Source organism: Streptomyces sp. NPDC005728, assembly GCF_040630895.1.
Lineage (GTDB): Bacteria > Actinomycetota > Actinomycetes > Streptomycetales > Streptomycetaceae > Streptomyces.
Map to the genome: position 1 here is coordinate 54,162 of NZ_JBEXYL010000035.1, position 24,355 is coordinate 78,516.

Below are 24,355 nucleotides of genomic sequence, written 5' to 3' on the forward strand. Positions count from 1 at the left end.
AGGGTGGTTCAACGCGTGGTCGAATACCGCATCGACCGGCACAGCGGGGTCGCCACCTACCTGCAGATCGTCCAGCAGACCAAACAGGCGCTCCGCCTGGGCCTGCTGCGGCCCGGCGACCGGCTGCCGACGGCCCGAGAGGTCGTCGAGGCCACCGCCATCAACCCCAACACCGTCCTCAAGGCCTACCGCGAGCTGGAGCGCGAGGGCCTGGTCGAGGCACGGCGCGGGCTCGGCACCTTCGTCCGACGCGCACTGGGCTCCGCCCCGGCCGACTCCCCGCTGCGGGGCGAGCTGGAGGCATGGGCGGCGAAGGCCGCCGAGGCGGGCCTGGACCGGGACGACGTGGCGGCCCTCTTCACCGCCGTACTCGACAAGCACTTCCAGGGAGACCACTCATGAGCGACACGGCTCTGGAGGCCACCGGCCTCGGCAAACGTTTCGGGCGCCGGGGAGGCTGGGCGCTGCGCGACTCGGCCGTCCGGCTGCCCGCCGGGCGGGTGTGCGCCGTCGTCGGGCCCAACGGCGCCGGCAAGTCGACGCTGCTCGCGCTCGCCGCCGGGCTGCTGCAGCCCACCGAGGGCCGGCTGACCGTGCTCGGCAACACGCCCGCCGCGGCCCGCCACCGGATCGGCTACGTCGCCCAGGACAAACCGCTGTACCCGCAGCTCACGGTCGCCGAGACACTGCGCATGGGCGCCGACCTCAACCCCGAGCGCTGGGACGCGGCCACCGCCGGGCGGGTCGTCGCCGGCGGCGACCTGGACCCGAGGTCCCGCATACGGTCCCTGTCCGGCGGTCAGCGCACCCGCGTCGCGCTGGCCCTCGCCCTCGGCAAGCGGCCCGAACTGCTGCTCCTGGACGAGCCGATGGCCGACCTCGACCCGCTCGCCCGCCACGAGCTGATGGGCGCCCTGATGGCCGAGGCCGCGCAGTACGGCACCACCATCGTGATGTCCTCGCACGTGGTGGCCGAGCTTGAGGACTCCTGCGACCACCTGCTGCTGGTCGGCGACGGCCGGATCCGCCTGGCCGGCGAGATCGACGACCTGCTCGCCGCCCACCTGCGGATCAGCGGTGCCGCCGACGCCGCCGACCTGGACGCGCACACCGTGGTCGAGTCCCGGGTCACCGGCCGCCAGCTGACCGCGCTGATCCGCCCGGCCGGGCCGCTCGCGGGCGACTGGCGCACCTCCGCGCCGACCCTGGAGGAACTCGTCCTCGCACATCTGCGCAACCCCGCGGCCCCTTCCCTCACCCCCGCCGAGGCCGCACCGCAGGAGAGTGCCGCATGAGCGCCGTGCCCACCACGCCGGCAGCCGTCCGGCACCCGTCCACCCGGCTGCGGCAGGCCCGCTGGGTACTGCGCCTGCACCGGCCGGCCCTGGTCTCCTGGGCGGTCCTGGTGATCGTCTGCGCCGCCCTGCTGCTGTGGCTCGGGGGACCGGGCACTGACGCGGCGGCCAACGGCTGGCGGCAGTACGACGCCTGCGGGTGGTCCGGGAAGTGCACCTACGACCAGCACGCGATCCTGCGCTACAAGGACCTGTACAGCTACCTCACGTTCGCCCTGGCCGCGCTGCCCTACCTGGTCGCCGCCTGGGCGGGCGCCGCCCTCACCGGCCGCGAGCTGGAGTCCCGCACCGCACACCTGGCCTGGACCCAGGGCGTCACCCCGGCCCGCTGGCTGACCGCCAAGCTCGCCCTGCCGGCCCTCGCGGTCACCACGGGGACGAGCCTGCTGGTGTTCCTGCACCAATGGGGCTGGTCGGCCGCCCACGGCCGCGTCGACATCATGGCGAGCCGGTGGGACATCTGGACCTTCCACACCAACGGCCCCGCCACCGTCGCCCTCTCCCTCGCCGCCCTGGTCGCGGGCGCTCTCGCCGGCCTGGTGCTGCGCCGCGCCCTGCCCGCACTGGCCACCGCCCTGGTCGCCACCGCGGGCCTGTGGGGCCTGGCGCAGTGGCTCATGCCGCACCTGTGGCCGGCCGTCACCCGCGTGACCGGCCTCGAACAGGGCTACGGCGGCTCCTCGCCCGGCCTGGAGGTCGACCAGGGGCTGGTCACGCGCACCGGCGGCCACATCTCCGAGCCCTTCTGCTACGCGAGCACGCCCCAGGACTGCCTGCGCCTCTTCGAGAAGCAGGGCGCCGTCGGCTACTTCCGCACCTACCACCCCGACGCGCACTTCTGGCCGCTCCAGCTGACCACCAGCGCCTTCCTGCTGGCCCTGGCCGCCCTGCTGACCCTGGCGGCATTCCTGGTGCTCCGGCGTCTGACCGGCGCCCTCCGGACCGCCGGCGAGGCCGCCCGGTGAGCGCCACCGCCCTCCAGGGCCTGCCCCGCACCGTGCTGCGACTGCACCGCACCGCCCTGCTGGTCTGGGCCGCCGCCGTCGTCGCGCCGGCCGGCTGGCTGGTGTACCTGAACGAGGTCACCGCGCCCGCCACCCGCCGCGCCGAGCGGGCCTGTGCCCACGTGGACGTGTGCACCGCCGCCTTCGACAGCTTCGACTACAGCGGAACGGTCGGCTGGACCGCCACCCTGATCGGCTACAGCTACCTCGCGGTGGCCGCCTTCGCGGGCGGTGCGCTCATCGGCCGCGAGCTGGAGTCCGGCACCGCACACCTGGCCTGGACCCAGGGCGTCACCCCGGCCCGCTGGCTGACCGCCAAGCTCGCCCTGCCGGCCCTGGCCGTCGCCGCCGGAGGGCTGGCCCTGGTCCTGGTGTTCCGCTGGGGCTGGTCGGCGAACGAGGACCTGCTGACCACCGCCCACTGGTACGAGGGCGCCGTGTTCGTGGCCCGCGGCCCGCTCACGGTGGCGTACGGACTGTGCGCCCTCGCGCTCGGCGCCCTCACCGCACTGCTGCTGCGCCGCACCCTGCCCGCGCTGGGCACCGCCGTCGCCGCGACGTGGCTGACCGGCTTCCTGCTCGGCCGCTACCGCGCGGACCTGTGGCCGGCACTCACCCGCACCTGGCCGAGCGAGCCGGACCTGCCCGCCGGCACCTGGCGGGTGAACTGGGGACGGAACGCCGACGGCTATTTCGCCGTCTACCACCCCGCGTCCCACTTCTGGCCGCTCCAGTCGGTGGAAACCGGCATCGTCCTGACCGCGACGGTGCTCGCCACCATCGCCGGATACGCGGTGCTGCGCCGCCGGGCCGCCTGAGACCGGCGCACCGACGATCCCGTACGTCCCTTCCACGGGGGGAGAGACGTACGGGATCGTCGTTTTCACGCGTACGGAATCTTCACTTCCGCGTCAAGGACTTCTTCGGGCCGCCCCTCGATTTCCCGCACGTCATGTCGCCGTAACCATCGATTCAGCCAGACTTGCGACGCTCAGCCAATGAACCCCGTCGTGCCAGAGCCTTCGCCGCCCCCCGAGCGGGCCGCGAGAAACGGGACCGTGACGCTCCCGCCCGCACGTTCCGACGCGCCTGTCTCGCCCGTGGCGCGGAAGAATGGGGTCATGAGTCAGCAAGACACCCAGGCAGAGATCCAGCACGTCCAGCCCTCCGTGGGCTCCATAGCCGCGCACCGGCCCCACACCGTCGCGGCGAACGTCTCCGACCTGGAACCCGACATCGACGCGGACCTCGACGCGTACGAGGAGTCGCCGGGCGACGGGGCTCCACTGCCCCAGGGTCGGTTCCTCGACCGGGAGCGCAGCTGGCTCGCGTTCAACGAACGTGTTCTGGAGCTGGCCGAGGACCCGAACACGCCCCTGCTGGAGCGCGCGAACTTCCTCGCGATCTTCGCCAGCAACCTGGACGAGTTCTTCATGGTCCGGGTGGCCGGTCTGAAGCGCCGCATCGCCACCGGCGTCGCCACCCGTTCCGCCTCCGGCCTCCAGCCCCGCGAGGTGCTGGAGATGATCTGGGCCCGCTCCCGCGAGCTGATGGCCCGGCACGCCGCCTGCTACCACGAGGACGTCGCCCCCGCGCTCGCGGAGGAGGGCATCCACCTGGTCCGCTGGAACGAGCTGGCCGAGAAGGAGCAGGCGCGCCTCTTCACGCTCTTCCGGCACCAGATCTTCCCGGTCCTCACCCCGCTGGCGGTGGACCCCGCGCACCCGTTCCCGTACATCTCCGGCCTGTCCCTGAACCTGGCCGTCGTCGTACGCAACCCGGTCAGCGGCCACAAGCACTTCGCCCGCGTCAAGGTGCCCCCGCTGCTCTCCCGCTTCCTGGAGAGCAGCCCCGGCCGGTACGTCCCCATCGAGGACGTCATCGCCGCGCACCTGGAGGAGCTGTTCCCGGGCATGGAGGTGCTGGAGCACCATGCCTTCCGGCTGACCCGGAACGAGGACCTGGAGGTCGAGGAGGACGACGCGGAGAACCTGCTCCAGGCCCTGGAGAAGGAGCTCATGCGGCGCCGCTTCGGGCCGCCGGTGCGCCTGGAGGTCGAGGAGTCCATCGACCGCGAGGTGCTGGACCTGCTCGTGCGCGAGCTGAAGATCTCCGAGGCCGAGGTGTACCCGCTGCCGGGTCCGCTCGACCTCACCGGCCTGTTCCGCATCCACGGCCTGGACCGCCCGGAGCTGAAGTACCCGAAGTTCATCGCGGGCACCCACCGCGACCTGGCCGAGGTCGAGTCGGCGTCCGCGCCGGACATCTTCGCGGCCCTGCGCGCGCGCGACGTGCTGCTGCACCACCCGTACGACTCCTTCTCCACCTCCGTCCAGGCCTTCCTGGAGCAGGCGGCGGGCGACCCGGACGTCCTCGCCATCAAGCAGACCCTGTACCGCACCTCCGGCGACTCCCCGATAGTCGACGCCCTCATCGACGCCGCCGAGTCCGGCAAGCAGGTCCTGGTCCTGGTCGAGATCAAGGCCCGCTTCGACGAGCACGCCAACATCAAGTGGGCGCGCAAGCTGGAGGAGGCCGGCTGCCACGTCGTGTACGGCCTGGTCGGCCTGAAGACCCACTGCAAGCTGTCCCTGGTGGTCCGCCAGGAGGGCGAGACGCTGCGGCGCTACAGCCACGTCGGCACGGGCAACTACCACCCGAAGACGGCGCGCCTGTACGAGGACCTGGGCCTGCTGACGGCCGACCCGCAGGTCGGCGCCGACCTCTCCGACCTCTTCAACCGTCTCTCCGGCTACTCCCGCCGCGAGACGTACCGCCGCCTCCTCGTCGCGCCCAAGTCCCTGCGCGACGGCCTGATCTCGCGGATCGACAAGGAGGTCCAGCACCACCAGGCGGGCCGTCCGGCCTTCGTCCGCATCAAGGTCAACTCGATGGTCGACGAGGCGGTCATCGACGCCTGCTACCGGGCGTCCCAGGCGGGCGTACCGGTGGACGTCTGGGTGCGGGGCATCTGCGCCGTCCGCCCGGGCGTCGCGGGTCTGTCGGAGAACATCCGGGTCCGCTCGATCCTCGGCCGCTTCCTCGAACACTCCCGGGTGTTCGCCTTCGGCAACGGCGGCGAGCCCGAGGTATGGATCGGCAGCGCCGACATGATGCACCGCAACCTCGACCGCCGGATAGAGGCCCTGGTCAGGGTCACCGACCCCGGCCACCGGGCAGCCCTGAACCGGCTGCTCGACACCGGCATGTCCGACGGCACCGCCTCCTGGCACCTCGGCCCCGACGGCGAGTGGACCCGGCACGCGACCGACGCCGACGGACAGCCCCTGCGCAACGTTCAGGAGATGCTCATAGACGCCCGGAGGCGCCGGCGTGGCACAGCAACACCTTGACCCGACGGACCCCACGGCCTCGGAGGTGACGGGGGACGCCCTCGCGGGCTATCTGCGCGCCCAGGCAACGGAGTTCCTGCGCGCGCTGCGCCTGCACCGCGAGACGGGCGGCGGCCACGGAGGTACGCCCGCGCGGGCGTACGCGGGCGCGGGAGACGGCGGCACGCAGGACTCCGTCGACGCGGCCCGGGCCCTGCGCCGCTCGGCCCGCCGGATCAGCGGCAGCCTGCACACCTTCCGCCCCCTCCTCGACACGGACTGGTCTGAGGAGATGCGCCCCGAACTGGCCTGGCTCTCCGGCACGCTGGGCCTGGAACACGCCTACGAGACCCGCCTGGAACGCCTGCTCCTGGCCCTGCACCGGCTGTCGGGTTCCGCGTCGCTGCCCGCACAGGCCGTGACGACGGCAGCCGTCGTGGACGTGGCCGCGGGCGGTCGTGCCGCCGGGGCGGCGCCCGCCGCGCTGAAAGCGGTACTCGAGAACTCCGGTGGCCCGGCCGGCCCGCCGGCCACCCCCGAGCGCGGCAGCCTCACCGTAGGTGCGGCAAAAGCGGGCGCGCTCCTGGAACGACAGCTGACCCTGGCCCGGACCCGCGCCCACTCCACGGCTCTCCAGGCCCTGGGCTCCAGCCGCTTCCACGCGGTCGCCGACAAGGTCGCCGTACTCGCCAGCGAAGTCCCCCTCACCCCCACCGCCCACGCCACCGACCTGCGCCCCCTCGCCGCGGCCGCCGAGGAACGCCTCACGGATGCCGTCTCCGCCCTCCCGCTGCTCACCGCGGGCCACCCCTACAACGCGCAGGCCCTGGTCCACGGCCTGTCCCCGGACCCGTCCCCGCACCCCCAGGACGGCCCCTGGCACCAGGTCCGGCTGCTGCTGCGCCTGCACCGCTACGCCCGCGAGACGCTCTACGGCGGCACCGCCCCCGTGGACGTGCGTCTGCTGGCGGCGGGACAGGCCCTGAACCGGCACCGGGACGCCTCGGAGGCGGCCGCCGCGGCCGCGCAGGCGGCCCGCACACCCCGCATCGCCCCGGCCACGGCGTACGCGCTCGGCGTGCTCCACGCCGACCAGCGGCACGAGGTGGAGGCGGCCAGGTTCGCCTTCCAGCAGGCCTGGCAGAGACAGACGGTCAACGCACCCTGAACCCTCCCGAGGAGGCGGTGTGAACGACACCATCGTCCAGGCAGCCGGCTGCGTGCTGTGGCGCCGCTCGCCGGTCGACGGCGAGCTGGAGGTCTGCCTGGTCCACCGGCCGAAGTACGACGACTGGTCCCACCCAAAGGGCAAGCTCAAGCAGGGCGAGGACCCGCTCGCGGGCGCCCTGCGCGAGGTCGTGGAGGAGACGGGCTGCACGGCCGAGCCCGGCAACGAGCTGCCCACCATGCGCTACCTGGCCAACGGCCGTCCCAAGCAGGTTCGTTACTGGGCGGCGGAGGCCGTCGCGGGTGGCTTCACCCCGAGCGCCGAGGTGGACCGGATCCTGTGGCTCTCCCCCGCCGCGGCGCGCAGCCGGCTGACCCAGCCGCGGGACCGGGACCTCGTGGACACCCTCGTCCGGGAATTCGAGCACCGGTAGCGGAGGGGCCGGGCCCCTCACAGGTCCGTCGCGTGCCCCTCCGCGTCCGTTCTCGCCTGGCTGCGCGCCCGGCGGGCCGGGCCGCGCCAGCCACAGGTGCAGCGGGCCACGCAGAAGCGGCCCTGCTCGGTCGTCGTGGTGAGGTGTTGCCCCTGCCCCTGCCGGACTCGCTCCGGCCCGTCCTGCTCTGCCACGGCGACAACGTTACCGACACCGCGGATAAAGGGCTTGTATGCCCATTCCCAGCCCTCGGCAGCGCGTGACGGCACTCCCTACCCGTCGTTAACCGAAACGACAGGGGGCCAGTGACGGACGTACCGGCTGGGGGTAGGCAGGCGATGGATCGGCGGCAGCACAGGCGCACGGGCAGGACGGTCGTCGCGGTGGGGATCATGGTCGTGCTCGGGGCGGGCACCACGGGGTGTTCCACCAGCGGAGCCGCAGCGGAGGGCGTGAACGGCCCGGGCGGCGACCCGGTGGCCACCCTCCGGCGCGCCGCCGACACCCTGCACGACGCGGGCAGTTCCAAGGCCACCACCTCCATGGAGATGGCGACCGGCGGCACCCGGGTCACCATCCGCGGCAAGGGCGTGTACGACTACCGGCACCGGCTCGGGCAGTTGACCGTCGTCCTGCCGGAGGACCCGGCGGGCACCCCCGAGCACCGGCCCATCACCGAACTCCTCGCCCCCGGTGCCCTGTTCATGAAGAACCGGGGCGCGGGAGTGCCCGCCGACAAGTGGGTGCGGGTGGAGACCTCGAGCCTCTCCGACGGCAACCTGGTCACGGGCGGCGCGACGGACCCGTACGCCGCCGCTGAGGTGCTGCGCGGGACGCGTACGGCGACGTACGTGGGGCGGACGGAGGTCGCCGGGACCCGGGTGCGGCACTACCGGGGCACGGCCGATCTGTCCGACGCGTCGCAACACGCCTCGGCGGACGACCGGGCGTCCCTGGCAGCGGCGGCGAAAGGGTTCGCCACGGCCGAGGTTCCGTTCGACGCCTACCTGGACGACCAGGGCCGCATCCGCAAGCTGCGCCAGCACTTCAGCTTCGTCAACGGCCGGGAGAACGCCGCCGTGGCGGTCGCCTCGACCACCCTGCTGTACGACTTCGGCACCCCCGTGGACGTGCGCCTGCCGAGTCCGAAGGACATCTACGCGGGCCGCATCGCCGAGAGCGGGGCCGGAAACCAGCCACCGCACTAGTCCGGGACACCACCCCCGAACTAGCCCGTCCGTGCCATGCGCGGCGTGTAGACCGCTCCCTACTCTAGGAAGTCGGTGACGGCAGAGAAGAGGTGATGCACGTGGCTCCGGTCGGCGGTACGGCAGTTCAGGACCACGTGGCCCTCGCCGAGATCGAGCTGTGCGGAGAGCTGATCATCGCCGCCTCGGCCGCCGAGGACCGGCTGAGCATGGAGAGCATCGACCAGGTGCTGCGGGTGACCGAGGAGCGGGAAGCCGCCGAGGTCTGAGACGGCCGTCCCGGACGGCCCGCCTCCGCGGCCCGGGCGATCAGGTGCGCAGGAGCCGGCCGATCGCCTTCGTGGCCTCGTCCACCTTCGCGTCGATCTCGTCGCCGCCCTTGAGGGCCGCGTCCGCGACACAGTGCCGCAGGTGCTCCTCCAGCAACTGGAGGGCGAAGGACTGCAGGGCCTTGGTGGAAGCGGAGACCTGCGTGAGTATGTCGATGCAGTAGGTGTCCTCCTCGACCATGCGCTGCAGGCCGCGGATCTGGCCCTCGATCCGGCGCAGCCGCTTGAGGTGCTCGTCCTTCTGCTTGTGGTAACCGTGCGTGGCGCCGGCCTCGGTCGTCGTCATCGCGGGCCTCCATCTCGGGACGAACTGCGGATATATACCCCTGGTGGGTATATGGTAACGAATTTTGCTGGGTAAGGGGCCCTTGGTACGCCCCTGTGCTGATCACCGTGCCCGATGGGCGACACTGGGGGACGGCCCGATAGCCGTGGCTGGATGATGCGCCTAGCATCAGCCTGACCGAAACCGAAGCACCCCGAGGACCCCACGTGCGCTTTCGTCTGACCCCCAGGGAGACGAGCTTCTATGACATGTTCGCCGCATCCGCGGACAACATCGTCACCGGCTCGAAACTCCTGATGGAACTGCTCGGGGCGGACGCGTCTGCCCGGGCCGAGATCGCAGAGCGTATGCGGGCCGCGGAACACGCAGGTGACGACGCCACGCACGCGATCTTCCACCAGCTGAACTCCTCGTTCATCACGCCGTTCGACCGCGAGGACATCTACACCCTCGCCGGGTCCCTCGACGACATCATGGACTTCATGGAGGAGGCCGTCGACCTGGTCGTCCTCTACAACATCGAGGAACTGCCGAAGGGCGTCGAGCAGCAGATCGAGGTGCTGGCACGGGCCGCCGAGCTGACGGCGGAGGCGATGCCCCACCTGCGCACGCTGGACAACCTCACCGAGTACTGGATCGAGGTGAACCGTCTGGAGAACCAGGCGGACCAGATCCACCGCAAACTGCTGGCCCACCTCTTCAACGGCAAGTACGACGCGATCGAGGTGCTCAAGCTCAAGCAGATCGTGGACGTCCTGGAAGAGGCGGCGGACGCGTTCGAGCACGTGGCGAACACGGTGGAGACCATCGCCGTCAAGGAGTCCTGAGGCGTCGATGGACACCTTCGCTCTCATCGTGACCGTCGCGGTCGCGCTCTTCTTCACGTACACGAACGGTTTCCACGACTCCGCGAACGCGATCGCGACGTCGGTTTCCACGCGCGCGCTGACCCCGCGGGCGGCTCTCGCCATGGCCGCCGTGATGAACCTCGCGGGTGCCTTCCTGGGCTCCGGGGTCGCCAAGACCGTCAGCGAGGGCCTGATCGAGACGCCCCAGGGCTCCAAGGGCATGGGGATCCTCTTCGCCGCCCTGCTCGGGGCCATCGTCTGGAACCTGATCACCTGGTACTTCGGCCTGCCCTCCTCGTCCTCCCACGCCCTCTTCGGCGGCCTGGTCGGAGCGGCTCTCGCGGGCGGCACACAGGTCCTCTGGGACGGCGTCATCGACAAGGTCATCATCCCGATGTTCGTGTCGCCGGTCGTGGGCCTGATCGTCGGCTACCTGGTCATGACGGCGATCCTGTGGCTGTTCCGCCGGTCCAACCCGCACAAGGCCAAGCGCGGCTTCCGTATAGCGCAGACCGTCTCCGCGGCCGGCATGGCCCTCGGGCACGGCCTCCAGGACGCCCAGAAGACCATGGGTGTGGTGGTCATGGCACTGGTGATTTCCGGCCATGAGACGTACGGCGACCCGATCCCGGTCTGGGTGAAGATCGTCTGCGCGGTCATGCTCTCGCTCGGCACCTACGCAGGCGGCTGGCGCATCATGCGCACCCTGGGCCGCAAGATCATTGAGCTGGACCCGCCGCAGGGCTTCGCAGCCGAGACGACGGGCGCGTCGATCATGTTCACCACGGCGTTCCTCTTCAAGGCGCCGATCTCCACGACCCATGTGATCACGTCCGCGATCATGGGCGTGGGCGCGACGAAGCGAGTGAACGCCGTCCGCTGGGGCGTGGCCAAGAACATCGTCCTCGGCTGGTTCATCACGATGCCGGCAGCGGGCCTGGTAGCGGCCCTGGCCTTCGGCCTCCTCAACCTGACGGTCCTGTAGCCGCCACGCCAGGGGGCTCTTCGCTCCGCCACACCCACCCGTCTCGGTCGGCTGAGAAGCCGGACAAGAGGGGTGGGTGTTCGCTTGGCCCCGGCGGGGCTGGGGGCGCGGAGCCCCCGGAATCGGCGTCAAGGCAAAAGCAAGGGGCCCGCCCCCGGGAGCCAGGGGCGGGCCCTTTTGCGTCCTCGCGGTGGCACCGCCATGCAGCACCGCGAGGGGTTCAGTGGAGGCCGGCTCAGCCGAAGCGGCCGGAGATGTAGTCCTCCGTGGCCTGGACCGAGGGGTTCGAGAAGATCCGCTCGGTGTCGTCGATCTCGATGAGGCGGCCGGGCTGGCCCACCGCAGCAAGGTTGAAGAACGCCGTCCGGTCCGAGACACGCGCCGCCTGCTGCATGTTGTGCGTCACGATGACGATCGTGAACCGCTCCTTCAGCTCACCGATCAGGTCCTCGATGGCGAGGGTCGAGATCGGGTCCAGGGCCGAGCAGGGCTCGTCCATGAGCAGGACCTTCGGCTCGACCGCGATGGCACGGGCTATGCACAGACGCTGCTGCTGACCACCGGAGAGGCCGGAGCCCGGCTTGTTCAGGCGGTCCTTCACCTCGTTCCAGAGGTTCGCGCCCTTGAGGGACTTCTCGACGACCTCGTTCAGCTCGGCCTTCTTGTAGCTGCCGTTCAGCCGCAGCCCCGCCGCCACGTTCTCGAAGATCGACATCGTCGGGAACGGGTTCGGGCGCTGGAAGACCATGCCCACCTCGCGGCGGACGGACACCGGGTCGACACCTGCGCCGTAGAGGTCCTCGTCGTCCAGGAGCACCTTGCCCTCGACGCGGCCACCGGGCGTGACCTCGTGCATACGGTTCAGCGTGCGCAGGAACGTCGACTTCCCGCAGCCGGACGGGCCGATGAACGCCGTCACCGAGCGGGGCTCGACGGTCATCGAGATGTCTTCGATCGCCTTGTGGGAGCCGTAGTAGGCGGTGAGTCCGCTTACGTCGATTCGCTTGGCCATGTCTACTTCACTTCCAGATAAGTCTTGGTCGGTCGCCGATGGGCCGCTACGCGGCGGTAGCCGCACATTGATGCTCTAGCGACCGGCCTTGGGGGCCTTCCAGCGGGCGATGCCGCGGGCCACCAGGTTCAGGATCATCACGAAGGCGATCAGCGTGAGGGACGCCGCCCATGCACGGTCGTACGCCGCGTTGGCACCCGCGCTCTGGGAGTACTGCTGATAGATGTACAGCGGCAGCGACGCCTGCGCACCCTCGAAGGGGTTGTTGTTGATGAACGGGTTGCCGAACACCAGCAGCAGCACCGGCGCGGTCTCGCCCGCGATGCGGGCGATGGAGAGCATGATGCCCGTGGTGATGCCGCCGATGGAGGTCGGCAGGACGACCTTCAGGATGGTCCGCCACTTCGGCACACCGAGCGCCAGCGAGGCCTCGCGCAGTTCGTTCGGGACGAGCTTGAGCATCTCCTCGGTGGAGCGCACGACGACCGGCATCATCAGGATGGCCAGGGCCAGCGAACCGGCGAAGCCGAACGGCTGCATGTCGAAGATGAGCATGAGGCTGAGGATGAACAGGCCCGCGACGATCGACGGGATGCCCGTCATGACGTCGACGAAGAAGGTGACCGCCGACGCGAGGCGGCCACGCCCGTACTCGACCAGGTAGACCGCGGTCATCACGCCGATCGGGGCGCCGATCAGCGTGGCGAGGCCGACCTGCTCCAGGCTGCCGATGATGGCGTGGTAGATGCCGCCGCCCGGCTCGGAGTCGGCGACGACACCCATGGAGTGGGTGAGGAAGTAGACGTTCAGGACCTTCACGCCGCGCGAGATGGTCACCCAGACCAGGGAGACCAGCGGGACGAGGGCGATCAGGAAGGAGACCCAGACGAGGGAGGTGGCGACCCGGTCCTTGGCCTGCCGGCGGCCCTCCACGCGGGCGGCGATGCCGTAGGTGCCGAGGATGAAGAGGGCCGCGGCGATCAGACCCCACTGGATCTTGCTGTGCAGGTCGGCGGCGAAGCTGATGCCGATACCGAGGCCGAGCGAGCCGGCGGCGATGGCCCACGGGGACCACTTCGGGAGGCTGGCGGCGCGCAGGGTGCTGGAGCGCTTGTGGCTGACGGCTGCGGTGCTCATGCGTTGGCCCCCGAGTACTCCTTGCGGCGGGCGATGATCGCACGGGCCGCGCCGTTGACCAGCAGGGTGATGACGAAGAGCACGAGACCGGAGGCGATGAGCGCGTCCCGGCCCTGCTCGGTGGCCTCACCGAACTTGCTGGCGATGTTCTGGGCGAAGGTGCCGCCGCCCGGGTCGAGCAGGCTGGTCTGGATGTCGTAGCTCGGGGAGAGCACGGTGGCCACGGCCATGGTCTCGCCGAGGGCGCGGCCGAGGCCGAGCATCGAGGCGGAGATCACGCCGGAGCGGCCGAAGGGCAGCACCGACATGCGGACGACTTCCCAGCGGGTGGCGCCGAGGGCCAGGGCGGCCTCCTCGTGCATCCGCGGAACCTGGCGGAAGACCTCGCGGCTCACGTTGGTGATGATCGGAAGGATCATGATCGCCAGCAGGATGCCGACGGTGAGCATTGCGCGGGGGGCGCCGCCCTCCCACGAGAAGATGCCGGTCCAGCCGAGGTAGTCGTTCAGCCAGCCGTACAGGCCCTGCATGTGCGGGACGAGGATCAGGGCGCCCCACAGGCCGTAGACGATGGAGGGCACCGCGGCGAGCAGGTCGATCACGTAGGCGATGGGACCGCTCAGCTTGCGCGGGGCGTAGTGCGTGAGGAACAGCGCGATCGCGACGGCGACCGGGACCGCGAGGGCCATGGCGATGATCGAGGAGACCACCGTGCCGAAGGCCAGCACCGCGATACCGAAGCTCGGCGGCGTGAGGTTGGTGTTCCACTCGAACGTGGTCAGGAAGTTTCCGTGGTCCTTGCTGATCGCCAGCGAGGCACGGTAGGTGAGGAAGACCGCGATCGCGGCCATGATCACCAGCAGCAGAATGCCGGAGCCACGGGACAGGCCGAGGAAGATGCGGTCGCCGGGGCGGGTCGCACCGCGGGCGTTGCGCTTCAGGGCCACGACCGGCTCGGGCGTGGGTGGAGATGCGTCAGTTGTCTGCGTCGATATGTCCATCAGGAGTCTCCGGTCTGCGGAGCCGCGGGGTGAGCGGCTCGGTGGAGCCGCTCCCTCTCGGGTGGACGGCTCCGGGCGGCGGTGCACCGGACGGTGCGGCCCGGGTCACGGAGGAACCGGGCCGCACTCTCGGATCAGGTCAGCTCAGGCCGGCAACGGTGGTGCGGACCTTGGCGATGATCTCGTCGGGGATCGGCGCGTAGTCGTTCTCCGACAGGACCTTCTGACCGTCCTCGCTGGCGATGTAGGTCAGGAAGGCCTTCGTGGCGGCCAGGGTGTCCGCCTTGTTGCCCTTGTCACAGACGATCTCGTACGTGACCAGGGTCAGCGGGTAGGCGCCCTCGGCCTTCGTCTTGTAGTCGAGCTTCAGGGTGAGGTCGCTGCCCGTGCCGACGACCTTGGCGGCCGCGATGTCCGCGGTGGCGGACTCGGTGGACGGCTTCACCGGGGTCTTGGCGCCGGTGGCGACGGCGACGGTGTTCATGTCCTTGGCGTAGGACAGCTCGAAGTAGCCGATCGCGCCGGAGTTCTGCTTGACGCCCTGGGCCACACCGGCGGAGCCGGAGGCCGCCTGGCCGCCCTTGGCCTGCCAGGCCTTGCCGCCGGAGTACTTCCAGTTGTCCGGGGTGGTGGCGATCAGGTACTTGGTGAAGTTGTCCGTGGTACCGGAGTCCTCGGAGCGGTGGAAGGCCTGGATCTTCAGGTCGGGGAGCTTCGCGCCCTTGTTCAGCGCGGCGATCGCCGGGTCGTTCCAGTTCTTGATCTTGCCGTCGAAGATCTTGGCGAGCGTCGGGGCGTCCAGGACCAGGTTGTCGACACCCGGGACGTTGTAGCCGAGGGCGATCGGGCCGCCGACCATCGGGAGGTCGATGCCCTGGCCGCCCTTGCAGACCTGCTTGGAGGCGGTGACCTCGTCGGGCTTGAGCGCGGAGTCCGAGCCGGCGAACGCGATCTGGCCCTGGTTGAAGGAGGTCACACCGGCGCCGGAACCGGCACCCTTGTAGTTGATCTGCACGCCACAGGCCTGCGAGAAGGCCTTGACCCAGGCGTCGATCGCGTTCTTCTGCGCGGACGAGCCGTCGGCAAGCAGCTGCCCCTTGGCGTCGTCGCACTTGATGGAGCCCGCGCTGGCCGAGGCCGTCGACTTGCCGCCCGAGTTGTTGTTGCCGTTGTCGTCGGAGCCGCACGCCGTCAGGGCCAGGGCGCCGGAGACGGCGACAGCACCGAGAGAGAGGGCGCGCAGCCGGTTCTTGCGCTGAAGCTTCACTTTCGGGAGTTCCTTCCAGGAGCCGCCGCAGTGGGCGGCGTGCGAGGTAGTGAGCGCGAGAGTGCTCTAACGCCGCACTCCGCACCGGGTACGGCCGAAATTAGGCAGATCAGATGAAGCGACCGATGGTCGGAAGTGAACGGGGGGTGAACCCCTGCCATCGGCCCGGTAAGGTCACGGAATGCTTACGGGGAGGGCACGTGGAGGTTCCGACAACAGGGCGGTGCGAACCCGCTTTCGACGGTCGTTCTCCTGTCGGTGGGAACCCTTGTACGCATGACGTCGTCTCGTTCCAGGAGAGCCGAGGAAAGGCGACGAACATGGAACGGCGTACGTTCATCTCGGGCGGCGCAGCCGCACTGGCGGCGACCGCGCTGACCGGGTGCAGTGCTGGCTCCGGCACCTCCGCCGGATCCTCGGCGAACACGCTCTCATCCTCAGGTACGGCGCTGAAGACCACCACCGCGGCCGCCGCCGCGAACTGGACGGCGCTCGCCCGCGACCTGGACGGCCCCCTGGTGCGCCCCGGGGACGCGGCCTGGAAGACGGCCCACCAGCTGTACAACACCCGCTTCGACGGCCTGAAGCCGGCCGCGGTCGCCTACGTCTCCCACGCCGACGACATCCGTACGACCCTGGCGTACGCCCACGCCCACCGGATACGGGTGTCGATACGCAACGGCGGCCACTCCTACGCCGGCTACTCCTCGGGCGACAACCGGCTCATCCTCGACGTGTCCAAGCTGAACCGGGTCCGCGCGAGCGGCGGGACGGCCGTGGTCGGCGCCGGCTCCAAGCTGATCGACGTCTACCGGGCGCTGGGCGCGAAGGGCGTGACCATACCCGCGGGCTCCTGCCCCACGGTCGGTGTCTCCGGCCTGGTCCTCGGCGGCGGCCACGGTGTCGCCTCCCGCGCCTACGGCCTGACCTGCGACAGCCTCACCCAGGCCACGGTGATCACGGCGGACGGCACCCAGGTCACGGCGAACGCCACGACCCACTCCGATCTCTTCTGGGCGCTGCGCGGCGCGGGCAACGGCAACTTCGGCGTCGTCACCGAGCTGCAGTTCAAGACCCACCCGGCACCCCAGGCGGTGACCGCGTACATGACGTGGTCCTGGTCCAAGGCGGCCGCGGTGATCAAGGCCTGGCAGGAGTGGGGTCCCTCCCAGCCCGACGAGATCTGGTCCTCCCTCCACCTGGCGAACACCCCGGGCGGCACCCCGACGATCTCCGTGGCCTGCTTCTCCCTCGGCACCTACGGCGAACTGCAGAACGCGGTGGACCAGCTGGCGCACAAGGCGGGCGCCAACGCCCGGTCCGTGTCCCTGCGTCGCCGGGGCTACGAGGAGGCGATGGAGATCTACGCCGGCTGCTCCTCGTTCTCCACCGACGCCCAGTGCCACCTCCCGGGCTCCACCCCCGGCCGCTCCTCCCAGGGCCGCCTGGGCCGGGAGACCTACGCGGCCCGCTCCGACTTCTTCGACCGCTCCCTCTCCGCGGCGGGCATCCAGACCCTGCTCAAGCAGATCGGTTCCGTCCGGGGCGGCGCGGGCAGCATCGCCTTCACGGCCCTCGGCGGCGCGGTCAACCGCGTCTCCCCCACGGCGACGGCCTTCGTCCACCGCCGCTCCCGCATGCTGGCGCAGTACATCGCGTCCTGGGGCGCGGGGGCCTCCGGCGGCACGGCCCAGTCCTGGCTGACGTCGGCCCACAAGGCGATGCAGCCGTACGCATCCGGCGCCGCCTACCAGAACTACACGGACCCGACGCTGACGAACTGGCGCAAGGCGTACTACGGCGATGCGGCGACCCGCCTCGGCAAGGTGAAGAAGCAGTACGACCCGGAGAGGTTCTTCTCCTACGCGCAGGGGTTGTAAGGAGTCGCAGGAGACCCGCGGGCGCGTGGGGGCCGGTCGCGCAGTTCCCCGTGCCGCTCAGGTGCGCTACGCGGCCAGATCCTTCTCCTCGGACTCCAGAGACTTCCGCGTGCCGGGAACCAACGCGTCGTGCTGTTCACCTGACGCCGGTCGCCGCCGGACGATCCAGCCCGCCCGCGGCGACCGCTCCACCGCCTTCATCAGCGGAGTCAGCAGGGCCATGGCCAGAGGCGACAGCAGAAGCGCGACCGCCGTGCCCAGCGCGAATCCTCCGACCACGTCCGTCGGGTAGTGCACGCCCATGTACACCCGGCAGAAGCCCTCCAGCAGCGCCAGGCCGATGCCCGCGATGCCGAAGCGGCGGTTGGCGATGAACAGGCCGACGCCGATCGCCATGGTGATCGTCGCGTGGTCGCTGACGAAGGAGAAGTCGGTCTTGCCGGAGACGAGGACTTCCAGACCCCGGTGGTCGACGAACGGGCGGGGGCGTTCGACGAAGCCCCGGATCGGTACGTTCACCAGGACCGCGACGGCCGCCGCGAGCGGGGCCCACACCAGCGCGGCGACGGAGGACGCGGCGTCCTCGTCGGCCCGGCGGCGCACCGACCACCAGCACCACAGCACGAGCAGCACCATCGCGACCGGCAGTCCGTACTCGCCCACGAACTCCATGGCCCGGTCGAACCAGTGCGGCGCGTCCTTGGCCAGGCCGTTGATGTCGTAGAGCAGGTCGACGTCGGGGTTCGATCCGGATTCGGCGAGTACAGCCATGGTGCTGTGGCCCCTTCGTCGTCTTCCCGGACGCACCTCGTGTGCGTCGCTCCATCCCCCCGTGGCGCGTAGATCCGCTTCCGCTGCACTGCCGCACTGACGTCCGCTCGGCTACGTCAACAGGAACGCACGGCCCCCACCAATACGTTCCACTCTCCACGGAATGATCACGCAGACGTTATCGAAGAGAGACTCATCGCTGCAGCTCAGGGGCCAGGTTCACGCTCGGTTCACACCTTCGTGGGCAGCGCTTTTGCGCCATCCTCGGTGACCCGTGTGGCGCCGAAGTAGTCCGGGGTGTCGATCGGGTCGAACCGGATCACGGCGCCCGTGCGCGGCGCGTCGATCATGTACCCGCCGCCCACGTAGATCCCCACGTGCCGGATGGCCCGCGAGTCGGTGAGGTTGTCGGAGAAGAAGACGAGGTCGCCGGGGAGCAGTTGGTCCCGCGAGGGGTGCGGGCCCGCGTTGTACTGGTCGTTGGCGACCCGGGGCAGGGTGATGCCGACCTTCTCGTACGCGGCCTTGGTCAATCCCGAGCAGTCGAAGCGTCCGCCCTGGTCGGCCGTGCCGTTGCCGCCCCACAGATAGGGCGTGCCGAGCCTGCTCTGGGCGAAGGCGATGGCGCCCGCCGCCTGCCGGGTGGGGTCGATCCGGGTGACCGGTGCGGCGAAGCTCTTCTCCAGGCTGCGGATGCGCTGAACGTAGTTCTGCGTCTCGCTGATGGCCGGCACACCGTTCGCCTTTATGACGCGGTAGGCACCCGCGTTGTAGGCGGCGAGCATGTTGTCGGAGACGTTGCCGGGAACGTCCTTGACGTACTTGGCCAGTTCGCAGTCGTACGACGCGGCCGATGGAATCGCGTCGTCCGGGTCCCAGATGTCGCGCTTGCCGTCGCCGTTGCCGTCGATGCCGTGCGTCGCCCAGGTGCTCGGGATGAACTGGGCGATGCCCCGCGCGTCGGCGGGGCTGACGACCGTCGGATTCCAGCCGCTCTCCTGGTACAGCTGGGCGGCGAGCAGGGCCGGACTGAGCGCGGGACACAGGTTGCCCCACTGCTGCACGAGCTGCTTGTAGGCGGCCGGCACGGCCCCCTTGGCGAGCCCGCGGCTGCCCGCGGTGACGCTGTTGACGAGGTTCCCGGCGACGACGTACACGCCGACGACGAGCAGCATCACGAACGCGAGCCCGGCGCCGACACCGGCCCCCGCCGCGATCCATGCCTTACGCACCGTCAACCGCCCCTCGCCGCCCGGGAGTACGCCGGACGTCAGTGTACGGCCGCAGGCCCCGGAGCCGGTCGTAACCGGCCCTGGTCAGACCCTGTCCAGTCGAAAACCGTTCCAACCCGGCAGCCCCTGCGGAGTCCGCGCCGGTGACGGCGGGCCGCCGACCCGGCTCCTCGCAGACGTGCGGGGCTCAGGAACCCGCTGTCGCGTCCTTGTACAACTCGGCCGCTTCGGCGCCCAGCACCACGCTGTAGGAGGTGTCCGCGGTGGCGCCGCCCTTCTCATGCCCCCCGAGCACCCCGACCACCTGCTGGTCGCCGTTGATCCAGGGACTGCCGCTGGTGCCGCTGGTGAACTCCGGGCAGTCGATCCGCTGTTGCGTACGGCTGTGCAGGGACGGCTTGTTGGTGCAGCTGATGGGCACCTCGCGCGAGTCCGGATACCCGGTGACGGTCACGGCGGTGGCACCGGTGGTCGTCCCGGTGGCCATCCGATTCCCGCCGACGACGTCCTCGACCCGCTTCCCGCCCAGCTCATCGACAACGGCGAAGGCGACGTCACTGTCCTCGTCCTCCTCCTTGGCCCACCCGTCGAGCATGAACCGCTTCCCCACCTTCCAGACCCCGAAGGGCGCCTGCCCCTCCCGGTACCCGGGCGCGAACACGAGATCTCCTTCATCGGCGCCCACGCAGTGCGCGGCGGTGACGATGAGGTCGTGCTGCGGGCTGTGCACGACCGAGGCGGTGCAGAAGTGCCCGCCGGCCGGCTTGCCGGCCCGGTCCACGTTGAACACCGCACCGATCCGCACGCTGTGCCGCGTCGCGACGGTGGCTGCGGTGACCCCGAAGGGTCCCGGCCCGTCGTCGGCGGCGGCCACGGACGCCGAGGTCAGAGCGAGCGTCACCATGGCGCATCCCAGGGCGGGGCGCGAGGAGAGCCAGAGGCGTGAGATGCGCTTCATCGGGCCCCACTCTCTCCCACGAAGGTGAGAAACCGACCCCGACTTAACTGAGATTTTCCTGTGAGCAGTCCCTGTCGCACTCTCGCCGGAGAAGACCCGACCCCACCGGAGCGATGCTCGGCCTCACACTGGACGCGGCGAAGCAGCTGGCCGCAGCCGGTTACCGTCCGGACCCGGACGGCGAGGGCGAGGGCGAGGGCGAAGCATGGTGAACAGGGGTGACATCTGGCAGGTCAAGGGCACCCAAGATGGACGCACCGTCTGCGTCGACAGCCTCGACGGGCTCGACGAGACCTCCGGCGCCTGCCTCGCCATCGTTCTGCATCCGCCCGGCGCCTATCCGGGGAACATCGGGCCCGATGCGATCGCGCGCATCGACGAGGCCCTGCGCGCGGTACTCGACCTCTGACCGGCGACACGGCGAAGCCTCGGTCAGGCCGCCCAGGCGGGACATGCCGAGGCGCACCGAACCGGATGGACCAGCACATCAAGGTGGGCTGACGATCCGTACGGGCGGAGAGGGCAGGATTTGAACCTGCGTGGGCCCTGGGGGCCCGACCTCGAGGCGTGCTCGTCGGTCCCCGATCAACCGCTCCGGGCACCTCTCCTTGCTCCCGGCCTCCGGTTCCCGTGCCGTTCCCATGAACGAGAGTGCCCGGAGGCGCTGACAGCCCCCTGACGGACCGCTGACCCTAGTCGACGTCCACCGGACCGTCGTCCGACTTCTTCTCCCTGCCCGCGCCCTTGCTCGCGGGCAGCTGGATCAGACCGTCGCCCCTGCTCTCCTCGGGGCGGCGGCCGTCGGTGTCCTGGCCGTTCAGGTTCTGCCGTACCGAGTCGAGGATGGTCAGGCCCTGGGACACCAGACCGGCGGCGATCTCGCCGAGGCCGTCCGCGCCGTTGAGGACGTTGACGTTGGCGCCGGCGAGGCCGCCGGCCGCCTCCTTCACGATCTGCGGGAGCTGGTCGATCAGCATCCGGTCGAGCGCGACCCGGTCGTACGAGGCCGCCGCCTCCGCCTGGATCTTCATCCGCTGCGCCTCGGCGGCGGCGAGGATCCTGACCCGCTCGGCCTCGGCCTCGGCCGGCTTCACGACCTCGGCCACCAACTGCTGCTGGCGCAGCTTGGCCTGACGCTGGGCCAGTTCCGTCTGGGCGGCGAGCACCTCCTGCTGGGCGTGCGCCTGCGCCAGCGGTCCGGCCTGCGCGGCCTCCGCCTCGGCGCGGTCCACCTCGGCCGAGTACTCCGCCTTCACGATGGCGGTCTGCCGCGCGTACTCGGCCTGCTTGCGGGCCGCCGCCTGCTCCGCCTCGACCGAGGCCTGGGTGGCCTGCGCCTGGGCGATCTGCGCCTGACGCTGGATCGCCGCCTTGTGCGGCGCGGACATCGCGTCGATGTACCCGGTGTCGCCGTCGTCGATCGACTGGATCTGCAGCGAGTCCACGATCAGACCGATCTTCGCCATCTCCGTCTTCGAGGTGTCCAGGACCTCCGCGGCGAGCTTCTGCCGCTCGGTGACGATCTCCTCGACCGTCATCGAGCCGATGATGGCCCGCAGGTGGCCGGCGAAGATGCGGCCGGTCAGCACCGACATCTGCTCCTGGTCGGAGAGGAACCGCTGGCCCGCGTTGATGATGCTCTCGTGGTCGTTGCCGACCTTGAAGGCGATGACCGCGCGGACGTGCAGCGAGATGCCCTGCCTGGTCACACAGGTCTCGGTGACCTCGGCCTCGCACATCGACAGCGTCAGGAAACGGGTCTTACGGAAGACGGGAAGCACGAACTTGCCGTGCCCCGTCACCACTCGGAACGGCGCGCCCCCCAGTCCCCGCCGGCCCCCCGAGATCAGCATCGCCTCGTCGGGAGCGGGAACGCGGTATCCGAACATGCTTGTACTCCTCAGCCGGCGCCGGCGGCGTCACCGCCGAGCGCGTCCAATGGATCCACCCACTCGATGACGCCGACCTCTCGGCATCCACGTGATTCGATCACGAGCACCGTGGCACCTGTGGGCAGGGGATCCTCGGACCAGGCGAGGAAGGTCTCGGAGCCGCCTCTGACCCGCACCAGGACCTCGCCGGGGCCCGCGGATCCGCGGGTTCCGATGAGTACTTTCCCCATGCAGCCGATCACGGCCTCGTCCTGCGGCATCACCGGCTGTCCTCCTCGTCCTGACCCCAGGATTCTGACGATAGACCCAGTCGGGCACGGACCCAACGGGCAGGAGGATTCGACCAGGCCGCCGGGCTGGACGGGGCCTAGCGTGCCCCCTCCGCCCCGGCCGGACTCGCCGCCGCAGTGAGCCTCCACTCGGTCCCGGTCAGCTCCTCCGACAGCGCCCACAGCCTCCGCGCCGCCTCCGGATCGCTCGCCGCCGTGGTGCGGCCGACCAGCGTCGGAGCGCCCCGCATCTCCCCCAGGCCGTCGGGGCCCACATAGCTCGCGCCGGGGAGGTCCTGGGTCGCGGCGTAGAGGGTGGGGAGGGCGCCGGCCTTGTCGTCCTGGGCCAGGAAACGGTTGCCGACCTGCATGACGACGCGGGCGACGGGGTTCGCGGTGTGGCCCTGGAGATTGGTGGCCGCCCAGCCGGGGTGGGCCGCGAGGGCGCGGACGGGGGAGCCGGACTCGGCCAGGCGCCGCTGGAGTTCCAGGGTGAACAGGAGGTTCGCCAGCTTGGACTGGGAGTAGGCGCGCTGCGGGGTGTACTTCCCGGTGAGGTTCGGGTCGTCGAAGTGGATCCTGCGGTCACCGAGCCGGTGGGCCCCCGAGGACACCGTCACGACCCGGTCCGTGACGTACGGCAGCAGCAGGTTCGTCAGCGCGAAGTGCCCGAGGTGGTTCGTGCCGAACTGCATCTCGAAGCCGTCCTTGGTGCGCTGCTCCGGCAGCATCATCACGCCCGCGTTGTTGATCAGCAGGTCCAGCGGGCGGTCCCAGGAGGCGGCGAACTCCCGTACGGAGTCCAGGTCCGCCAGATCCAGACGGCGCACCTCGGTGCTGCCGCCCACCCTCGCCGCCGCGGCGCCGCCCCGCGCGAGGTCCCGTACGGCGAACACCACGTGCGCGCCCGCGCGGGCCAGCGCGTCGGCGGCGGTGAAACCGATGCCGCTGTTGGCGCCGGTGATGACGGCGGTGCGGCCGGAGAGGTCGGGGAGGTGGGTCGCGTTCCATGTGCGCGCCTTGGGCGCGTCGGTCTTGTCAGCCATGCCGCCAATGTAGGCGGCGACAACAATGCTGTCAACGACAACAATGGTGACGCCGTCAACAATGCTGCCGCCGACTACATCCGGATACGATGGTCCGCATGCCCGAAAGCCGCCCCTACCACCACGGAGACCTGCGCGCCGCCCTCCTCGCAGCGGCCGAGCGCACCCTGCGCGACCGGGGAGCCGGCGCACTGTCGCTGCGCGAGCTGGCCCGCGAGATCGGGGTGAGCCACGCCGCCCCCGGCCGGCACTTCAAGGACAAGCAGGCCCTGCTCGACGCCCTGGCCATGGCCGGGTACGAGCGCCTGGCCCTGACCCTGGAGTCCGCGGACGACCCCGGGTCACCACTGGAGCCCCGGCTGGCCGGGCTGGCGAAGGCCTACGTGGGGTTCGCCGTCGAGAACGCCGCGCTCCTGGAGCTGATGTTCACCCGCAAGCACGAGCCCGACGCCTCCGCCCACCTCTCCGCCGCCGTGGACCGATCCGTCGGTTCCTTCATGCGGCTGGTCGCGGAGGCGCAGGCCCGGGGTGAGATCGTCGCGGGCGATCCGGAGCGCATCACCCTCGTCGCGGCCTCCAGCCTGCACGGGCTCGCCGCCTTCGCCGCCAACGGCTCGATCCCGCCGGAGCAGGTCCTGTCCGGCCTGGACGAGCATGTGCACCACCTGCTGCACGGCCTCAGGCCCAGGTGACCCGCAGGCCGGCGCGCCTTTGCGCGTCCTGCGCCACGGGTCAAGCCCCAGCCAGCACAGTTCCAGCACAGAGTTATCGACCAGTAAGCCCGCAACCCCCTTCGGTAACGCGGAAGTCAGGATTCCGCAAGGCGCCTTGTTGTCGCGTACTCAACAAGCGATGGTCGTCGCGGGCCGCCGCCCCCGCCGGCAACCACGCCGGTGGCCCCCACCCGCAGGCCTCTGTCACTCACTCACAGGAGGCTGTACG

General features: G+C 70.5%; 26 protein-coding genes and 1 pseudogene. 14 read left to right on the top strand and 13 right to left on the bottom strand.

Annotated features, from left to right (window positions below; all coding sequences use genetic code 11):
* Positions 1 to 15: 15 nt before the first annotated feature.
* From ABZ471_RS23745 to ABZ471_RS23775, 7 genes are all read left to right on the top strand, one after another.
* A complete protein-coding gene (locus tag ABZ471_RS23745) occupies positions 16 to 402 on the top strand; it encodes a GntR family transcriptional regulator (RefSeq protein ID WP_359068796.1) in 387 nt (128 codons plus the stop codon).
* Positions 399 to 1,295 (top strand): ABC transporter ATP-binding protein, encoded by an 897-nt coding sequence (locus ABZ471_RS23750; RefSeq protein WP_359068797.1) that lies wholly within the window; start codon positions 399 to 401, stop codon positions 1,293 to 1,295. Before ABZ471_RS23745 ends, ABZ471_RS23750 begins: the two co-directional genes overlap by 4 nt.
* Positions 1,292 to 2,320: an ABC transporter permease gene (locus ABZ471_RS23755; RefSeq protein ID WP_359068798.1), complete on the top strand. Its 1,029-nt coding sequence runs from the start codon at positions 1,292 to 1,294 to the stop codon at positions 2,318 to 2,320. The genes ABZ471_RS23750 and ABZ471_RS23755 overlap by 4 nt, the downstream gene beginning before the upstream one ends.
* Entirely contained in the window at positions 2,317 to 3,177 is an 861-nt protein-coding gene (locus ABZ471_RS23760) for a hypothetical protein (RefSeq protein ID WP_359068799.1), read from the top strand. The genes ABZ471_RS23755 and ABZ471_RS23760 overlap by 4 nt, the downstream gene beginning before the upstream one ends.
* 180 nt (positions 3,178 to 3,357) lie before the next feature.
* Positions 3,358 to 5,712: an RNA degradosome polyphosphate kinase gene (locus ABZ471_RS23765; protein WP_359068800.1), complete on the top strand. Its 2,355-nt coding sequence runs from the start codon at positions 3,358 to 3,360 to the stop codon at positions 5,710 to 5,712.
* Positions 5,693 to 6,859 (top strand): CHAD domain-containing protein, encoded by a 1,167-nt coding sequence (locus tag ABZ471_RS23770; RefSeq protein WP_359068801.1) that lies wholly within the window; start codon positions 5,693 to 5,695, stop codon positions 6,857 to 6,859. The genes ABZ471_RS23765 and ABZ471_RS23770 overlap by 20 nt, the downstream gene beginning before the upstream one ends.
* Positions 6,860 to 6,878: 19 nt before the next feature.
* A complete protein-coding gene (locus tag ABZ471_RS23775) occupies positions 6,879 to 7,292 on the top strand; it encodes an NUDIX hydrolase (RefSeq protein WP_359068802.1) in 414 nt (137 codons plus the stop codon).
* A 17-nt stretch (positions 7,293 to 7,309) separates the two neighbouring features.
* On the opposite strand, the gene ABZ471_RS23780 is transcribed toward ABZ471_RS23775, so the two are convergent.
* The gene (locus ABZ471_RS23780) at positions 7,310 to 7,486 is read right to left on the bottom strand and encodes a hypothetical protein (protein WP_359068803.1); all 177 of its coding nucleotides are present in this window, start codon (positions 7,484 to 7,486) and stop codon (positions 7,310 to 7,312) included.
* Between the two features lie 144 nt (positions 7,487 to 7,630).
* Between ABZ471_RS23780 and ABZ471_RS23785 the strand changes: the two genes are divergently transcribed.
* A complete protein-coding gene (locus ABZ471_RS23785; RefSeq protein WP_359068804.1) occupies positions 7,631 to 8,500 on the top strand; it encodes a hypothetical protein in 870 nt (289 codons plus the stop codon).
* A 95-nt stretch (positions 8,501 to 8,595) separates the two neighbouring features.
* A complete protein-coding gene (locus ABZ471_RS23790; RefSeq protein ID WP_359068805.1) occupies positions 8,596 to 8,769 on the top strand; it encodes a hypothetical protein in 174 nt (57 codons plus the stop codon).
* A gap of 40 nt (positions 8,770 to 8,809) precedes the next feature.
* On the opposite strand, the gene ABZ471_RS23795 is transcribed toward ABZ471_RS23790, so the two are convergent.
* Complete coding sequence (locus ABZ471_RS23795) at positions 8,810 to 9,115, bottom strand: metal-sensitive transcriptional regulator (protein ID WP_073901267.1); 306 nt, start codon at positions 9,113 to 9,115, stop codon at positions 8,810 to 8,812.
* A gap of 206 nt (positions 9,116 to 9,321) precedes the next feature.
* On the opposite strand from ABZ471_RS23795, the gene ABZ471_RS23800 reads away from it, so the two are divergent.
* Both ABZ471_RS23800 and ABZ471_RS23805 read left to right on the top strand, forming a co-directional pair.
* Positions 9,322 to 9,942, top strand: coding sequence for a DUF47 family protein (locus ABZ471_RS23800; RefSeq protein WP_359068806.1), 621 nt, complete (start codon positions 9,322 to 9,324; stop codon positions 9,940 to 9,942).
* A gap of 7 nt (positions 9,943 to 9,949) precedes the next feature.
* Positions 9,950 to 10,948 carry an inorganic phosphate transporter gene (locus ABZ471_RS23805; RefSeq protein ID WP_359068807.1) on the top strand — a complete coding sequence of 333 codons (999 nt, stop codon included), beginning with the start codon at positions 9,950 to 9,952 and terminating at the stop codon, positions 10,946 to 10,948.
* Between the two features lie 235 nt (positions 10,949 to 11,183).
* Here ABZ471_RS23805 and pstB read toward each other — a convergent pair whose 3' ends face one another.
* The 4 genes from pstB to pstS all read right to left on the bottom strand — a co-directional run bounded on the left by pstB (position 11,184) and on the right by pstS (position 15,365).
* Positions 11,184 to 11,960, bottom strand: a complete 777-nt coding sequence (gene pstB, locus ABZ471_RS23810; protein ID WP_359068808.1) for a phosphate ABC transporter ATP-binding protein PstB — start codon at positions 11,958 to 11,960, stop codon at positions 11,184 to 11,186.
* Between the two features lie 75 nt (positions 11,961 to 12,035).
* Complete coding sequence (gene pstA / locus ABZ471_RS23815; protein WP_359068809.1) at positions 12,036 to 13,097, bottom strand: phosphate ABC transporter permease PstA; 1,062 nt, start codon at positions 13,095 to 13,097, stop codon at positions 12,036 to 12,038.
* The gene (gene pstC, locus ABZ471_RS23820; RefSeq protein ID WP_359068810.1) at positions 13,094 to 14,098 is read right to left on the bottom strand and encodes a phosphate ABC transporter permease subunit PstC; all 1,005 of its coding nucleotides are present in this window, start codon (positions 14,096 to 14,098) and stop codon (positions 13,094 to 13,096) included. Before pstC ends, pstA begins: the two co-directional genes overlap by 4 nt.
* A 139-nt stretch (positions 14,099 to 14,237) precedes the next feature.
* Complete coding sequence (gene pstS / locus ABZ471_RS23825; protein ID WP_359068811.1) at positions 14,238 to 15,365, bottom strand: phosphate ABC transporter substrate-binding protein PstS; 1,128 nt, start codon at positions 15,363 to 15,365, stop codon at positions 14,238 to 14,240.
* A gap of 320 nt (positions 15,366 to 15,685) precedes the next feature.
* Here pstS and ABZ471_RS23830 point away from each other — a divergent pair, with 320 nt between their 5' ends.
* Entirely contained in the window at positions 15,686 to 17,245 is a 1,560-nt protein-coding gene (locus tag ABZ471_RS23830; RefSeq protein ID WP_359068812.1) for an FAD-binding oxidoreductase, read from the top strand.
* Between the two features lie 66 nt (positions 17,246 to 17,311).
* Here ABZ471_RS23830 and ABZ471_RS23835 read toward each other — a convergent pair whose 3' ends face one another.
* The 3 genes from ABZ471_RS23835 to ABZ471_RS23845 all read right to left on the bottom strand — a co-directional run bounded on the left by ABZ471_RS23835 (position 17,312) and on the right by ABZ471_RS23845 (position 20,206).
* Positions 17,312 to 18,016 carry a phosphatase PAP2 family protein gene (locus tag ABZ471_RS23835; RefSeq protein ID WP_359068813.1) on the bottom strand — a complete coding sequence of 235 codons (705 nt, stop codon included), beginning with the start codon at positions 18,014 to 18,016 and terminating at the stop codon, positions 17,312 to 17,314.
* 230 nt (positions 18,017 to 18,246) lie between these two features.
* Positions 18,247 to 19,248 carry a bifunctional lytic transglycosylase/C40 family peptidase gene (locus tag ABZ471_RS23840; RefSeq protein WP_359068814.1) on the bottom strand — a complete coding sequence of 334 codons (1,002 nt, stop codon included), beginning with the start codon at positions 19,246 to 19,248 and terminating at the stop codon, positions 18,247 to 18,249.
* A 187-nt stretch (positions 19,249 to 19,435) separates the two neighbouring features.
* Positions 19,436 to 20,206 (bottom strand): trypsin-like peptidase domain-containing protein, encoded by a 771-nt coding sequence (locus tag ABZ471_RS23845; protein ID WP_359068815.1) that lies wholly within the window; start codon positions 20,204 to 20,206, stop codon positions 19,436 to 19,438.
* Positions 20,207 to 20,411: 205 nt separating this feature from the next.
* Here ABZ471_RS23845 and ABZ471_RS23850 point away from each other — a divergent pair, with 205 nt between their 5' ends.
* Positions 20,412 to 20,615, top strand: coding sequence for a hypothetical protein (locus ABZ471_RS23850; protein ID WP_359068816.1), 204 nt, complete (start codon positions 20,412 to 20,414; stop codon positions 20,613 to 20,615).
* 105 nt (positions 20,616 to 20,720) lie between these two features.
* On the opposite strand, the pseudogene ABZ471_RS23855 reads toward ABZ471_RS23850, so the two are convergent.
* The 4 genes and pseudogenes from ABZ471_RS23855 to ABZ471_RS23870 all read right to left on the bottom strand — a co-directional run bounded on the left by ABZ471_RS23855 (position 20,721) and on the right by ABZ471_RS23870 (position 23,413).
* A pseudogene (locus ABZ471_RS23855) lies at positions 20,721 to 20,814 on the bottom strand.
* A gap of 84 nt (positions 20,815 to 20,898) precedes the next feature.
* Positions 20,899 to 22,095, bottom strand: a complete 1,197-nt coding sequence (locus ABZ471_RS23860; protein ID WP_359068817.1) for an SPFH domain-containing protein — start codon at positions 22,093 to 22,095, stop codon at positions 20,899 to 20,901.
* Between the two features lie 11 nt (positions 22,096 to 22,106).
* Positions 22,107 to 22,358, bottom strand: a complete 252-nt coding sequence (locus tag ABZ471_RS23865; protein ID WP_359068818.1) for a hypothetical protein — start codon at positions 22,356 to 22,358, stop codon at positions 22,107 to 22,109.
* A 107-nt stretch (positions 22,359 to 22,465) separates the two neighbouring features.
* Positions 22,466 to 23,413 (bottom strand): oxidoreductase, encoded by a 948-nt coding sequence (locus ABZ471_RS23870; protein WP_359068819.1) that lies wholly within the window; start codon positions 23,411 to 23,413, stop codon positions 22,466 to 22,468.
* A gap of 89 nt (positions 23,414 to 23,502) precedes the next feature.
* On the opposite strand from ABZ471_RS23870, the gene ABZ471_RS23875 reads away from it, so the two are divergent.
* Positions 23,503 to 24,105: a TetR/AcrR family transcriptional regulator gene (locus ABZ471_RS23875; protein ID WP_359068820.1), complete on the top strand. Its 603-nt coding sequence runs from the start codon at positions 23,503 to 23,505 to the stop codon at positions 24,103 to 24,105.
* The last annotated feature ends 250 nt before the right edge of the window (positions 24,106 to 24,355 follow it).

Bases quoted from the DNA above. Each gene is read 5' to 3' on its own strand.
- ABZ471_RS23795 (WP_073901267.1), bottom strand. From the start codon at position 9,115: ATGACGACGACCGAGGCCGGCGCCACGCACGGTTACCACAAGCAGAAG.
- ABZ471_RS23830 (WP_359068812.1), top strand. From the start codon at position 15,686: ATGGAACGGCGTACGTTCATCTCGGGCGGCGCAGCCGCACTGGCGGCG.
- pstA (WP_359068809.1), bottom strand. From the start codon at position 13,097: ATGAGCACCGCAGCCGTCAGCCACAAGCGCTCCAGCACCCTGCGCGCC.
- pstC (WP_359068810.1), bottom strand. From the start codon at position 14,098: ATGGACATATCGACGCAGACAACTGACGCATCTCCACCCACGCCCGAG.
- ABZ471_RS23875 (WP_359068820.1), top strand. From the start codon at position 23,503: ATGGTCCGCATGCCCGAAAGCCGCCCCTACCACCACGGAGACCTGCGC.
- ABZ471_RS23785 (WP_359068804.1), top strand. From the start codon at position 7,631: ATGGATCGGCGGCAGCACAGGCGCACGGGCAGGACGGTCGTCGCGGTG.
- ABZ471_RS23860 (WP_359068817.1), bottom strand. From the start codon at position 22,095: ATGTTCGGATACCGCGTTCCCGCTCCCGACGAGGCGATGCTGATCTCG.
- ABZ471_RS23750 (WP_359068797.1), top strand. From the start codon at position 399: ATGAGCGACACGGCTCTGGAGGCCACCGGCCTCGGCAAACGTTTCGGG.
- ABZ471_RS23865 (WP_359068818.1), bottom strand. From the start codon at position 22,358: ATGCCGCAGGACGAGGCCGTGATCGGCTGCATGGGGAAAGTACTCATC.
- ABZ471_RS23850 (WP_359068816.1), top strand. From the start codon at position 20,412: ATGGTGAACAGGGGTGACATCTGGCAGGTCAAGGGCACCCAAGATGGA.
- ABZ471_RS23790 (WP_359068805.1), top strand. From the start codon at position 8,596: ATGCACGTGGCTCCGGTCGGCGGTACGGCAGTTCAGGACCACGTGGCC.
- pstB (WP_359068808.1), bottom strand. From the start codon at position 11,960: ATGGCCAAGCGAATCGACGTAAGCGGACTCACCGCCTACTACGGCTCC.
- ABZ471_RS23845 (WP_359068815.1), bottom strand. From the start codon at position 20,206: ATGAAGCGCATCTCACGCCTCTGGCTCTCCTCGCGCCCCGCCCTGGGA.
- ABZ471_RS23835 (WP_359068813.1), bottom strand. From the start codon at position 18,016: ATGGCTGTACTCGCCGAATCCGGATCGAACCCCGACGTCGACCTGCTC.
- ABZ471_RS23805 (WP_359068807.1), top strand. From the start codon at position 9,950: ATGGACACCTTCGCTCTCATCGTGACCGTCGCGGTCGCGCTCTTCTTC.
- ABZ471_RS23755 (WP_359068798.1), top strand. From the start codon at position 1,292: ATGAGCGCCGTGCCCACCACGCCGGCAGCCGTCCGGCACCCGTCCACC.
- ABZ471_RS23870 (WP_359068819.1), bottom strand. From the start codon at position 23,413: ATGGCTGACAAGACCGACGCGCCCAAGGCGCGCACATGGAACGCGACC.
- ABZ471_RS23765 (WP_359068800.1), top strand. From the start codon at position 3,358: ATGAACCCCGTCGTGCCAGAGCCTTCGCCGCCCCCCGAGCGGGCCGCG.